Source organism: Bradyrhizobium sp. 613_E4_N2_2, from assembly GCF_052075995.1.
In the GTDB taxonomy this organism is placed as follows: domain Bacteria; phylum Pseudomonadota; class Alphaproteobacteria; order Rhizobiales; family Xanthobacteraceae; genus Bradyrhizobium; species Bradyrhizobium barranii.
In genome coordinates this window covers 695461-707491 of sequence record NZ_CP197234.1, presented here as the reverse complement: position 1 = coordinate 707491, position 12031 = coordinate 695461, and the positions used below count along the sequence as shown (strand labels likewise).

Genomic DNA, 12031 nt, shown 5'->3' with positions numbered 1-12031 from the left:
GCCTAGGACGACGCCGTGGCGAGCTTGCCGACCTCGGAGAGAAGCAACTTCAGGATCGGGGATTTATTCGCCTTGTGATAGGCGACAACGAGATCGAGCTTGGGTGCTTCACCCCGCACCGGCCGGGTGGTGATCGTCTCCGGCAGATATCGCTTCGTGTAGGCCGGCAGCATCATGACGCCGCGCGTGGACGCGATCATGGAGATCGCGTGAACGACATTGTGGACTTCGCGGTCGGGCTTGAGGTCGATTCCGGTCCGGCTGAAATAATCCAGAACGATACGGCGAACCGCGGGAGCGGATTTGGACGGTAGGTAGAAGGTCTCGTCCCTGATCTCCTCGGGCGCCACCGCGGCTTGCGATGCCAGCCGATGGTCGCTCGGAAAGACGAAGACCAGCGGATCGGTGCGCACGCGCCGGCAGACCAGATCTTCCATGTGCTCCTCCGGCCGGATGAAGGCAGCATCGAGCTTTCGCCGCATCAGGGCCTTGGCAAGCGAGGGCGAATAATCGCTCGACAGGCGGATATCGATGCCGGGAAATGCGTCGCGCAGAATGCGATCCACCTCGGGCAGCAGGTCGATTTCGGCGCCCGACAGAAAGCCCAACGAGAAAGCGGGCTGCGGGGGCTGCGCGGCACGGAGCGCCGCTTCCTTGGCAGCCTCCGCCTGAAGCAGCGCCATTCTGGCGTGCTCGAGAAAGGCCTTGCCGGCCGCCGTCAGCGCGATGCCTTGGGCGCTGCGGTTCATCAAGGGAACGCCGACCTCCCGTTCGAGATCCCGGATTTGCCGGCTGAGCGACGGTTGCGACGTGTGCAGCTTCTGCTCGGCCGCAACAGTCAAACTGCCTGCATCGGCAACGGCGACGAAATAGCGGAGATGCCGAAGCTCCATCGCGATCTCCCATATCTCGCAGGCATGGGGCCAGCTTACAAAGTCTTTTTCCAGGCGGCCAGCTGCCCGTATAGCCGGCGTGAACGAGGTCTGCCTGGCAGGCAGAGGCGCACGGGAGCGAGCTTCACATGCTCAAGAGCATTCAAACGTCTCTGCTGATCCTGGCACTGGCGGGATCTGGCGAAGCGGCTGCGCAATCCTCCAACACGCAGGCAAAGGCAAACAACATGGAACTGGATGTGACAGGATTGAAGCAGGCGTTGCTCGGCGACTGGGAAAGCATCGCACCGGAGGTGCGCCCGAGCGCGGCGAAGAACGCCGATGGCACGCTCAAGCCGTTCTATCTCAAGCGGGCCTTCAAATATCTCCCCTCCGACCGTTTCGAGCTCGAGATCGTCAACTCGGCCGATCCCTACAGCGCCGTGCCGCTCGCGCGGATCAGGATTGGCGGCCATATGCTGTGGAGGGGTGCGCATCCCATCGCTCCGGGCGCGCAGAAGGTCGACTTCGTTGCCGACGAGACCTACGAGGTTACGCCGCTGGCACAGGGATTTGCCGATGTGCTCAACAAGGTCGCCGCGGTCGGATATGCACCGTGGGCCGTAGGCGCGCCTCAGAGCATCTTCGGCAAGACCTTCGCTCCCTTCGGTCTCGCCGAGGCCACGAACTTCATGGAATATGATCTCGTCTATCTCAGGGGCGACCTCCTGTTCTGGGGCGCCCGCAACATCGACGGCCGTGGCTTTGACACCGAGCAGAACCGGCCGACCAATTTGCAGATTCCGCTGATCAGGAAGTGACTCGAGACAAGTTCGTCACACTCTCCCTCGACGCGATGCCCCCGACACGGGGCCTGAACACCCGTGGCCGTGCGAACGCACGGGTTGCACCGTCGCAAAGCCTGATCCACTCAAAACAAAAAAGCCCGGCCAACCAGCCGGGCTTTTGATTGCTTGCGATCGACGCTGCGAGACGCTTACGCGGCCTCGTCGGCGACGGCGGTATCGTCGCCATCGGTATCACCGTCGGCATCCGCCTCGCCCTCGCCGTCGGCGGCTTCCGCCTTGGCGTTGGTGCGGCGCGGGCTCTTGGCGAGCTGGGCCTCGATCTCCTTGACCGCTTCGGTCTCGGTCGAGTGCTGCACAACCGCGATCTCGCGGGAGAGACGATCGAGCGCCGCTTCATAGAGCTGACGTTCAGAGTACGACTGCTCGGGCTGCGACTCGGAACGGTAGAGGTCGCGCACGACTTCCGCGATCGCGACGATGTCGCCCGAATTGATCTTTGCTTCGTATTCCTGGGCGCGGCGCGACCACATGGTGCGCTTGACGCGGGCACGGCCCTTCAGCGTCTCCAGCGCCTTCTTCACCAGCGCGGGGTCGGACAGCTTGCGCATGCCGACGTTCGCAACCTTGGCGGTCGGCACGCGCAGCGTCATCTTGTCCTTGATGAAATTGATGACGAACAGCTCGAGCTTCGCACCGGCGATCTCCTGCTCCTCGATGGCCAGGATCTGGCCAACGCCGTGAGCGGGATAGACGACGAATTCGTTGGCCTTGAAGCCCTGGCGCTGGGTCACGACCTTCTTTTCCTCGACCTTCGGCGCGGGTGCAGCAGCCTTCACGGCCGGCTTCGCAGCAGCAACGGGGGCTTTGGCAGGGGCGGCAGCAACAGGAGCCTTCGGAGCAACGGGCTTGGCAGCGGAAGCCTTGGCAGCAGCAGGCTTGGCAACGGTCGCTTTCGCGGCCGGTTTGGCAGTCTTGTGAGGCATTGCGCTTCTTTTGTTCTTCGAGGACTTTGCAGCCGGTGCCTTAGTCGCGGTCCGACCCTTGGATGCGCTACGGCTGGCCGCGGCGACTTTTTTGGCCTCCTTATGGGAAGCCCTCGCTGAAGTACTCTTTTTACGCGTTTTCTGTGACACAGCCTGCGCGCGGAAACTGCCACGCCCCTGTTCGACATTTGGTTTCACGGGAACCCAACGGGGCCAACTGGGCTGACGGGGTTCAGCTTAATGTGCTCAATATAGCACATTTCCCGCAAAAATCAATGATTTAGGGGTCTTGAGGGCTGGTTTTCGGCGCTGACGAAGGTATTAGGGTTAAGTTTGGGCGAGAATTAGTCTCCCGAGCCCGGGTTCGAAGAAAAATATTTCTCGAACTTGCCTTCCTGGCCGTCGAATTCCTTCGCGTCGGGGGGTGATTCTTTCTTCTGGGTGATGTTTGGCCAGCTTTTGGCGTAGTCGGCATTGACCTGGAGCCACTTTTCCAGGCCCGGTTCCGTGTCCGGCTTGATGGCGTCGGCAGGGCATTCCGGCTCGCACACGCCGCAGTCGATGCATTCGTCAGGATGGATGACGAGCATGTTCTCGCCCTCGTAGAAACAGTCGACCGGGCAGACCTCGACGCAGTCGGTATACTTGCACTTGATGCAGGCTTCAGTGACGACGTAAGTCATCCAACGCTCCGAAAAGCTCTTTTAAAAGTCGCGGCTTGCGTAGCGCGGATGGCCCGGCGCCGCAAGGTCGGGAACGGCCGATCATGACGGCTTTGCGCTTTGATCGGCCAAGAAATGAACTCAAAGCGCAATTAATTGCGCTTCGCTTCGCTCAGCTCCTCGTAGAGCACGCGGGCCGAGGCGGCATCGCCGCGGCGCTCGTTGAAAGCGGTTACTTTCAGCACGCGCACGGTGCGATCGAGCGCGATGGTGATCACGTCGCCGATCTTGATCGCATGGCCCGGCGACTTCTCGCGTGTGCCGTTGATGCGAACGTGGCCGGACTCAACGAGCTCGGCCGCGGAGGTGCGCGCCTTCACCACCCGCGCGTGCCACAGCCATTTGTCGAGGCGCTGCCGCTCGCTCGTGGGATCACTCCTTGCGACCGGACAGCTGCTCTTTCAGCGCAGCGAGCTTTGCAAAGGGCGAATTCGGATCGGCCGGACGATCGCGCTCGCGCGGGTTCGCGCTCGAGGCGTAAGGGCGCAGCGAGGGACCGCCCTGACGGTCGCGGCCCTTGTCGCGGTCACGGCCGCGATTGTCGCGGCCCTTGTCGCGATCTCCGCCGAACTTGCCCTTGTTGCGATCGCGATCCTTGTTGTCGCGATCCTTGCCCTCGAAGCGGCGGTTCTTGTCGTCGCGTCCCTCTTGGCGCGGTGCGCCTTCGGCACCACCCTCGCGGGGCTTGCGGAAATCCCTGGCCCCATCTCTGCGATGACCGCCGCCATGACGATGGCGCTCATTGCGCTTCTCGCCGTCGGCTGACTGCGCGGCCTCGCCTTCGGCAGGGGCGGCGCCAGCTTCGGCACCGGCCTGCTGCGGGCGCTGATTGTGGTGACGCTGGTGGCGATGGCGCTCGTGGCGCGGCTTGCGATCGTCGTGACGGCCGCCGGGACGCCAGACCTCGACGAGCTCGGGCTCGGCAGGCGCAGCGGCAGCCTCGACTGGCGCGGCGGCATCGGCGGATGCGGCGGCTTCCGTTGCAGCGGCCTCGGCAGGAGCGGCTTCCACCGCCTCGGTGGGCGCAGCAGCCTCTTCCGCCGGCGGCGCGATGCCGGGGGCATCCTCGGGCGTGACGGGGGCATCAGGCGATGCTTCGAGCGCCGGCTCCTCGTGCGCGGGCTCGTCGTGCTGCTCCATGCCGGGCGCGTCTTCGACGGTGACGGGCTCGGCGGCGGCTTCGATCGCGGTGTCCGCGCTTGCGGCGGCATCATCGGTCGCAGTCGGTTCAGTCGGAGCCTCTGCGCTTGCTTCGGCAGCCGGCGTCTCCGCGACAGCAGCCACCGGCTTCGGCGGCAGCGGCGCACGCTTCTCCATGCGATAGCCGAGCGCGCGCAGCACCGAGGCGAAATCCTCGCCGGCCGAACCGGTGAGCGAGGTCATCGCCTGCGTCACCACAAAGCTGCGGCCGTCGAACGCGCCGGCGGGCTTTTCGCCGGGCGAGTTCTCGCGCCAGGCCAGCGCCGGGCGGATCAGATCGGCAAGGCGCTCCAGAATGTCGACGCGCACCGCTCGCTCGCCGGCCTGCTTGTAGCCGAGCACGCGATAGGCATCGCGCGGCAGCTGCTTGTCGACCGGGAACGAGGTGCGGCCCGACGAGGCCAGATGCTGCGCGCCCGAGAGCGAGGACAGATCGACATTGTCCTGCTTCAGCGCCCACAGCAGTGCGGCCAGCGCGCGTCCGGCGGGCTTCAGCAGGCCGGGGAAATAGATGTGATAGGCGCCGAAACGGACGCCGTATTTGCGCAACACGGCGCGCGAGGGCTGGTCGAGATCCTTCAGCTCGTTGGCGATCTTGGGACGCTCGAGCACGCCGAGCGCCTCGACCAGCTGATAGGCGATGCCGCGGGCAATGCCGGTGACGTCCTCGGCCTTCGACAGCTCGAACATCGGCCCGAGCAGCTTTTCGATATGCGTCTTGAGCCAGAGCTCGAGCCGGGCCTGCACCTTCTCACGCGGCGCACCGGTGAGGCGCTCGTCGGAGATGATGCGAATGCGCGGATGCAGCGCCTCCTCCGCGGCAGACAGGCGCGCCACGGCGTCGCCGGTCCAGCGGATCGTGCCTTCCGAGGTCAGCACGAACTGATCGTCCGGCGCATTGCCCAGTTTTTCGGCGCGCGCGTTGATCTCGCCGGCGAGCACCGCTTGCGCTGCAGCCTGCAAGGCTTTCGCATCGGAGCCTGCTTCCGCCGCATCCGGTGCAAAGGTGAAGCCATCGAGGCGGCCGATGACATGGCCTTCGACGATGACTTCGCCGGTCTTGCCGATTTCAGTATTCAAGCTCGTGTTCTCCCGCAGGCGGCGCATCAATACACTGGTCCGGCGATCAACGAAACGCTCAGTCAAGCGTTCATGGAGCGCATCCGATAATTTATTTTCGACCTCGCGGGCGATCCCCTGCCAGCGTTCGGGGTCTTTCAGCCAGTCCGGGCGGTTGGCGACGAAGGTCCAGGTGCGGATCTGGGCGATCCGGGCCGACAGCGTGTCGATGTCGCCGTCGATGCGGTCGGCCTGGTCGACCTGGGCCGCGAACCAGGAATCGGGGATGCAGCCCTTCTGCATCAGGAAGCCGTAGAGCGTGGTGACGAGCTCGGCATGGGCGGCCGGCGACAGTTTTCGGTAATCGGGGACCTGGCAGGCCTCCCACAGCCGTTCCACCGCCGCCTTGCCATGCGCGATATCGCGCACCTCGACGTCGCGGGCGGCGTGGTCGAGCACGCGCATGTCCTCGGCGATCGGCGCGCGCGTCAGAGCCTCATGGCCGGGCGACTGGTTCAGGGACACCTGGAGCGCGCCGAGGGAGGCGAAATCCAGCTTCGCATTGCGCCATTGCAGCATCTTCACGTTGTCGAAGGTGTGGTTCTGCAGCGCGTTGACGAGCTCGGGCTCGAACGGCCCGCAGCGGCCCGTCGTCCCGAAAGTACCGTTGCGGGTGGCGCGCCCGGCGCGGCCGGCGATCTGCGCGAATTCGGCCGGCGTCAGCCGGCGGAACTGGTAGCCGTCGAACTTGCGGTCGGAGGCGAAGGCGACGTGGTCGACGTCGAGATTGAGGCCCATGCCGACGGCGTCGGTGGCGACGAGGTAGTCGACGTCGCCGTTCTGGAACATCTCCACCTGCGCATTGCGCGTGCGGGGCGAGAGCGATCCCAGCACCACGGCCGCGCCGCCATGCTGGCGGCGGATCAGTTCGGCGATGGCGTAGACCTCGTCTGCGGAGAAGGCGACGATGGCGGTGCGGCGCGGCTGGCGCGTGATCTTGCGGTCGCCGGCGAATTCCAGCTGCGACAGGCGCGGCCGCGTGATCATGGACACGCCGGGCAGCAGCCGCTCGATGATCGGGCGCATCGTGGCCGCACCCAACAGCAGCGTCTCGTCGCGGCCGCGGCGGTTGAGGATGCGGTCGGTGAAGACGTGGCCGCGCTCCAGGTCAGACGCGATCTGGACCTCGTCGACGGCAAGGAAGGAGACGTCGAGATCACGCGGCATCGCCTCGACGGTCGACACCCAGTAGCGCGGGTTCTTCGGCTTGATCTTCTCCTCGCCCGTGATCAGCGCGACGGCCTCGCTGCCGACCCGTGCGGCGATCTTGTTGTAGACCTCGCGCGCGAGCAGCCGCAGCGGCAGCCCGATCACGCCAGAGGGATGCGCGAGCATCCGCTCGATGGCGAGATGGGTCTTGCCGGTGTTGGTCGGCCCGAGCACTGCAGTGACGCCCGCGCCAGGTGCGCGCTCGGAGGCGAAGGGGGAGGAAGAGAAGGCCATGTCTGGGGATTAGGTAGTGGCGATTTGGGCGAATGTCAGTGCTGTTTTAGGGTGTGTTGAGGGCTGGGAGGTGTCGGCCATGTCTCCGAACGCTACGCTGCAGCCAAGCATTCCGCTGTCATGCCCCGGCTTGCCCGGGGCATCCAGTACGCCGCGGCTTGTCCGCTCAACCACAACGGCCTCGGCGTACTGGATCGCCCGGTCAAGCCGGGCGATGACACCGAGCGTGTGGGAGCGCGCTCCCCAAACCTCGCGCAACTGTCTCACTTTGCGACGCTTTTCCCGTTGGCTTTAAGCTTCGGAACGACTCTAGAACGAATCGCGGCCGAATCGCTGACTCCCGCTGAAGCCTGTTCCGTTCACGCCACATGTCGCGGGACTCTTATTGGTTGTGCACTAGATGGAGTTTTGCCCTGCCGCACAAGCGGCGTTTCGACGACCGGTTCCTTAAAATTGGGGACGGCGCGGAGTCGAATCAGAATCGAGGAGGAGTCAAATGGATTCCAGTGTGGCTGGCCCCCAAACTCATTTTCGCGAAAACAACCCCATGCACAGTAGACATGCCGTTGAAAGAATTACATTTTTTCCAGCCAAATCGCCTCCCCGTCATCCTGAGGTGCGAGTGGCGCGGTGCGCAGCGTCGCGCCGGGAGCCTCGAAGGATGGACGGCCCGCATGTGGCGGCGAGCACGGATATTCCCTGCGGGAACAGCCGGGCTGTCGCCCTTCGAGGGCCGCTGAAGAAGCGGCCACCTCAGGGTGACGGTCTCTAAGGGGGAATGCGCGGCTAAAGCCTTACTGCGTCTTGGCGACCTTTGGCGGCTGGGCTGAGGTGATGAAGCTGGTCGCTTCCAGCATGGCCGGGCCGAGCGGCGTCGGCACTTTCAGCCAGAACGGGACCAGGATGCGCGTGCCCGCGACGGGGGCGAAGGCGATCTCGATGTTGCGCTGGGCGGCGAGGTATTTGATCACGGGGCGATCGGGGATGTAGCCCGCCACGGGGACGAAATAGAGCGCGCAGACCACGACCGGGCCCCTGTAGCCCTTCTCCGCCTTCACGCTCTCCATGCGCTTGAAATCGAGTTTCAGCTCGTAGCGCATGCGGCCGTCGAACACGGGTGCTGCGTTGTGGCAGGCGTCGGGCGTCACGGGGTCGCCGGTGCCGGGCACGCGCAGCAGCGAGGCCGTCATCGGATCCCAGACGCCGCGGCGATGCGCGTCGGTGACGACGATGCGGTCGGCATCGACAGGCGGCTCCGGCACGATGCCGAACTCCTTCACATTGCCCTTGTCGAGCGTGATGCGGATCTCTTCGGTCTTCTTCGAGGTGGTGGTGGAGGCCTGGTAGCCGGTCGCGACCAGCGCGCCGTTGACCACCCGACCTTGCGAGGCGCCGGTGCCGGACCCGCCCGCGAATGATTTCAGCAGCCCCGTGGTGCCGCCGGAGGCCGCGGCCGCGAACACGTCGTCCCCGATATCGATGTTCCAGGCGCCCTTGCCGACGGGAATGCCCGCCAGCGTCGCCTCATACTGCGCCTCGAGCTTGCCCTGCGCCGCCACGGGCTCCGCGCCCCACGCCACGACGAGCCCGCAAAAAGCTGCGAAGGCCAGCCGGCCGGCAGAGCGCGGGCTGGCTGAGCGCTGACTGACCAAGCCTTGGAGCCAAAGTCGGGGGGATGTGAGCACGAACAATCCAATCGGGGCGCGAACGGTTGTTACTTAAGCCAAAAACCGCGGCAAACAATGTGTCCGGGCGCGGAGGCATGCGGAACTCCATTTGATACTTCGGGGGTGAATACGCCCTTTATGTGATGGTAAGGCACTTCAATCATTGCCGTTTTGGTGATCGGGGGTGTGTCAGGGACGCGCACCTCGCCCCGCCCATTCCGCTGTCATGCCCCGCTTGACCGGGGCATCCAGTACGCCGTAGCCCCTCGGCTCCAGCCGCTCCGCCGCGGAGTACTGGATCGCCCGGTCAAGCCGGGCGATGACACCTGTTGTGGGGGATGCCGCGGAGCATGAATCCCCGCCCAAAAACTTGACGTCCCGTCCCTTCCCCCCTATACGTCCGCCCGCTCCCTGCAAGGACACAGAATTAGCCCCCGTGGCGCCCAGAATGGCGGCCGCAAATCGTTTGGGGGACAGAAGAGGATTTCTACCATGTCTCGCCGCTGCGAACTGACGGCCAAGGGCCCCCTCGTCGGCCACAAGGTCAGCCACTCCAACATCAAGACCAAGCGCCGCTTCCTGCCGAACCTCGTCAACGTGACGTTCATCAGCGAAGCGCTCGGCCGCAACGTGCGCCTGCGCGTCTCCACCAACGCGGTCAAGAGCGTCGACCACAATGGCGGCCTCGACCCCTTCCTGCTCAAGGCCAAGGCCGACGTCCTGTCGCCGCGCGCCCTCGAGCTGAAGCGCGCCATCCAGAAGAAGGTCGGCCCGACGGCCGCGCCGGCGAAGAAGGCCAGCTAATCCAATTTTGAAATCGGGCGGGGGCTAAGTTGCGTCGCGTGGCGTAGGCTTAGCCAGTAGAGTTTTGCGTCGCGGCCGGATCGAAAGATCCGGCCGTTTTTGTTTGGGGGCGCTCGCCGACCCACCAATGAGCCCGTTGAACAGTGGCTAACTCCAACCAAGCTAATTTCGCCGATTGAACAACGCGTGCGGAATCGTAGATGATGATATTTCGTGTCCTGCGGACACAACTCAACCGTTGCGCTAGTCCATGAACCACCTACTTGCGATCGATCTCTTTTCAGGGTGCGGCGGCTTACTTGCACAACCAAGTCATGAGTGCTTGGAAATCGAGTGTTTTCAGCGGGGGCGGCCAAAACTTGGAAAATGTCTTGGAGCGTGCTTGCGAGTCGAAAATCATGATCCGACACTTCGTCCGGGTCGGTTAAAAGACCAGCGCTCAGTCGCGCTATATGCTCGGCAATTCGACTGATGTCACCTTGGCGATGCTTCGTAGGATCGCTTTTTGTCTGAATGGCTGCCGAGCCTAAATCAATTGCCACGGCCCGAATCGATGAATCGATGGCATCCGCGCGATAGCTATCCTTCTTGAGCTTCTCAACGATGATATTTCCAGCGTGCAGATCATTGTGAAAGACCTGCTTGTGCTCCAGCTCTTCTCGAAGGCGCAGCAGGTCAATTGCAATTTGAGCCGCCACCGCGGCCGTAACTCGCTCTTTCTTGTCAAAGTAGCCCTCAAGCAAGGGGCCGTCGACGAAAGCAAGCTCTGCAACACAGCAAGGTAAGATATCGCGCCCAAACATGACGTCGACGGACTCTTGCATGTCTCGAATCTTGACAAGATGCTCGGTTCCTTCCGCAACGTCGCGGTGGAGCAGACATTCTTCCTCAAAGTTCTTTCCGGCAAAGAACTCATAGAAGGCTTTCGGCGTGACCTTCAGAACCGATTTATTTCGTAGTCCTGTCTTACGTTCGGCAACGTACGTGGCGGCATAGAAGCCCCGTCCCAGCGGCCGCAAGATTCGGTACTGCCCAATTTCGGATGGAGGCTCGCTCAAGGGGAAGCCATATGGACGACCGCATGTCGGACAAGGATCTTCCAATGAGCTGTCACGGTAGGTTGCGGCAGGGCAGAAGAAACAGCAATAGCTAGGCACGGACAAATTCCTCTATGCCAGAAGAGTGATTTAGGAGGTCGACAGCTTTAAAGCACGCCTTGAGCGACTGCTGATAGTGCTCCCATGTCTGCTTTTTTTCCGATCGCACAGTTGCTAGCAATTCACCGGCAGCGACATAAGCGCCCGGTCTCTGTCGAAGGCGGACACCAAGTTCGTCCGGAAATTGTGCGTTATTTCGCTTGTTGGCCGAGACGATCGCTGTACGTAAGCCGAGGAGGTCAATTGAAAGAAATCCGTCGCGATCGGCTCGGACTTCATGTTGGATGGCTTGAGCCAGTGTGTCGGTTCTCTCATAGAACGATCTCTCCGAACCACCCTGAGCTTCGACGTTCTCAAAAAACAGTTTGGCAAGTGTCCCTTTGGATATCGCGGCGGGTGGGTGTAACGCAGCGACATGAGCCGCCATAAGATGACAATGGTCCAAGTGCTCTTTGAGCCAGGTATCAGCTCGTTCTTCAAAAATTAGCCTTAGAGCTAAAAGAGATTCCCCTCGGCCGATGTAAGGTTGATACGGAACGCGCGCATCGCTCAATGCTGCAACCGCAGCTATTCCGGCGATGCGTGCAGCGCCGCAGAACAGATCAGCCGTGTGCCGGGCCGCGCAGAAATCTCCTCCAAAGTTGCCGTGCGGCGCGACACGGACGTCCAGGCCAGCCAGACTCAAGCCACAGGCAATCTTTTTGGCTAAGATACTTGCTGCGGCGAGTGCGGGTAGCCCCAGCGCTGGCGTGACTCTGATCAATTCGGATGACCTTTCGCGAACGACCACGTTTCTTCTGAATGGTTTCGCTCAGTGGTATGTGCGAAAGGGATTCAACTTTGAGATCGGGCTAACTGGCTCAAAGATGGAAGCAGTGGCTGCCGCAGCACTGTCCTCGATCTGTAAAGTAACGCAATGCTGGTACGTCCGCCCCGCGAAGTTTGACGCCGCAAGATTTACGAAGGGTACGGGTGCTACTCGCCACTTTAGGCTTACGGTAAACGAGGTCGCCACTGATCTCACTAAACCAGATGCAAATACAAAAACCATCAACCCGCACGACGTCAGCTAATTTCCCGGCATCCATCGCCCCGACACCATTACCGGGAGAGGCATACCGTGGAGCCTGAGCACAAGACCTAACCCAAAGCCGACCACAAACCCGAGCCGAGAAGCCTCGTCATCTGCTGTGACGGCACCAGCAACGAGATTTCGGAGAACGTCTCCACGTCCTGAAAGCTCTATCGCTGCCTG

At 62.7% G+C, this 12031-nt stretch carries 9 protein-coding genes and 1 pseudogene; 2 read left to right on the top strand and 8 right to left on the bottom strand.

Translation table 11 applies throughout. The features are described 5' to 3' along the window. Positions 1 to 2: 2 nt before the first annotated feature. Positions 3 to 893 carry a LysR substrate-binding domain-containing protein gene (locus AB7290_RS03295; protein WP_085399180.1) on the bottom strand — a complete coding sequence of 297 codons (891 nt, stop codon included), beginning with the start codon at positions 891 to 893 and terminating at the stop codon, positions 3 to 5. 128 nt (positions 894 to 1021) lie between these two features. On the opposite strand from AB7290_RS03295, the gene AB7290_RS03290 reads away from it, so the two are divergent. Next, a complete protein-coding gene (locus AB7290_RS03290) occupies positions 1022 to 1693 on the top strand; it encodes a hypothetical protein (RefSeq protein ID WP_245343972.1) in 672 nt (223 codons plus the stop codon). 176 nt (positions 1694 to 1869) lie between these two features. Here the strand turns inward: AB7290_RS03290 and AB7290_RS03285 are convergent, their stop codons facing one another. The 5 genes and pseudogenes from AB7290_RS03285 to AB7290_RS03265 form a co-directional block, all read right to left on the bottom strand. After that, the gene (locus AB7290_RS03285) at positions 1870 to 2664 is read right to left on the bottom strand and encodes a CarD family transcriptional regulator (RefSeq protein ID WP_084794942.1); all 795 of its coding nucleotides are present in this window, start codon (positions 2662 to 2664) and stop codon (positions 1870 to 1872) included. A gap of 344 nt (positions 2665 to 3008) precedes the next feature. Beyond that, a complete protein-coding gene (fdxA, locus tag AB7290_RS03280; protein WP_071908456.1) occupies positions 3009 to 3347 on the bottom strand; it encodes a ferredoxin FdxA in 339 nt (112 codons plus the stop codon). Between the two features lie 131 nt (positions 3348 to 3478). Continuing rightward, positions 3479 to 3748 (bottom strand): annotated as a pseudogene (locus AB7290_RS03275) (RNA-binding S4 domain-containing protein); the annotation flags it as partial. Between the two features lie 10 nt (positions 3749 to 3758). Beyond that, on the bottom strand, positions 3759 to 7148 hold the full coding sequence (locus AB7290_RS03270) for a helicase-related protein (protein ID WP_085399182.1): 3390 nt from the start codon (positions 7146 to 7148) through the stop codon (positions 3759 to 3761). A gap of 794 nt (positions 7149 to 7942) precedes the next feature. After that, a complete protein-coding gene (locus tag AB7290_RS03265) occupies positions 7943 to 8800 on the bottom strand; it encodes a DUF3108 domain-containing protein (protein ID WP_094183886.1) in 858 nt (285 codons plus the stop codon). Positions 8801 to 9307: 507 nt separating this feature from the next. Here AB7290_RS03265 and rpmB point away from each other — a divergent pair. Beyond that, positions 9308 to 9619, top strand: a complete 312-nt coding sequence (rpmB, locus tag AB7290_RS03260; RefSeq protein ID WP_063980641.1) for a 50S ribosomal protein L28 — start codon at positions 9308 to 9310, stop codon at positions 9617 to 9619. Here the strand turns inward: rpmB and AB7290_RS03255 are convergent. Beyond that, positions 9616 to 10638, bottom strand: coding sequence for a hypothetical protein (locus AB7290_RS03255; protein WP_085399184.1), 1023 nt, complete (start codon positions 10636 to 10638; stop codon positions 9616 to 9618). The genes rpmB and AB7290_RS03255 overlap by 4 nt on opposite strands. 130 nt (positions 10639 to 10768) lie before the next feature. Next, positions 10769 to 11539, bottom strand: a complete 771-nt coding sequence (locus tag AB7290_RS03250) for a hypothetical protein (protein ID WP_144030634.1) — start codon at positions 11537 to 11539, stop codon at positions 10769 to 10771. Positions 11540 to 12031 lie beyond the last annotated feature (492 nt).

Excerpts from the sequence above, each read along its gene's own strand:
- AB7290_RS03295 (WP_085399180.1), bottom strand. The coding sequence starts at position 893 with ATGGAGCTTCGGCATCTCCGCTATTTCGTCGCCGTTGCCGATGCAGGC.
- AB7290_RS03290 (WP_245343972.1), top strand. The coding sequence starts at position 1,022 with ATGCTCAAGAGCATTCAAACGTCTCTGCTGATCCTGGCACTGGCGGGA.
- AB7290_RS03285 (WP_084794942.1), bottom strand. The coding sequence starts at position 2,664 with ATGCCTCACAAGACTGCCAAACCGGCCGCGAAAGCGACCGTTGCCAAG.
- fdxA (WP_071908456.1), bottom strand. The coding sequence starts at position 3,347 with ATGACTTACGTCGTCACTGAAGCCTGCATCAAGTGCAAGTATACCGAC.
- AB7290_RS03270 (WP_085399182.1), bottom strand. The coding sequence starts at position 7,148 with ATGGCCTTCTCTTCCTCCCCCTTCGCCTCCGAGCGCGCACCTGGCGCG.
- rpmB (WP_063980641.1), top strand. The coding sequence starts at position 9,308 with ATGTCTCGCCGCTGCGAACTGACGGCCAAGGGCCCCCTCGTCGGCCAC.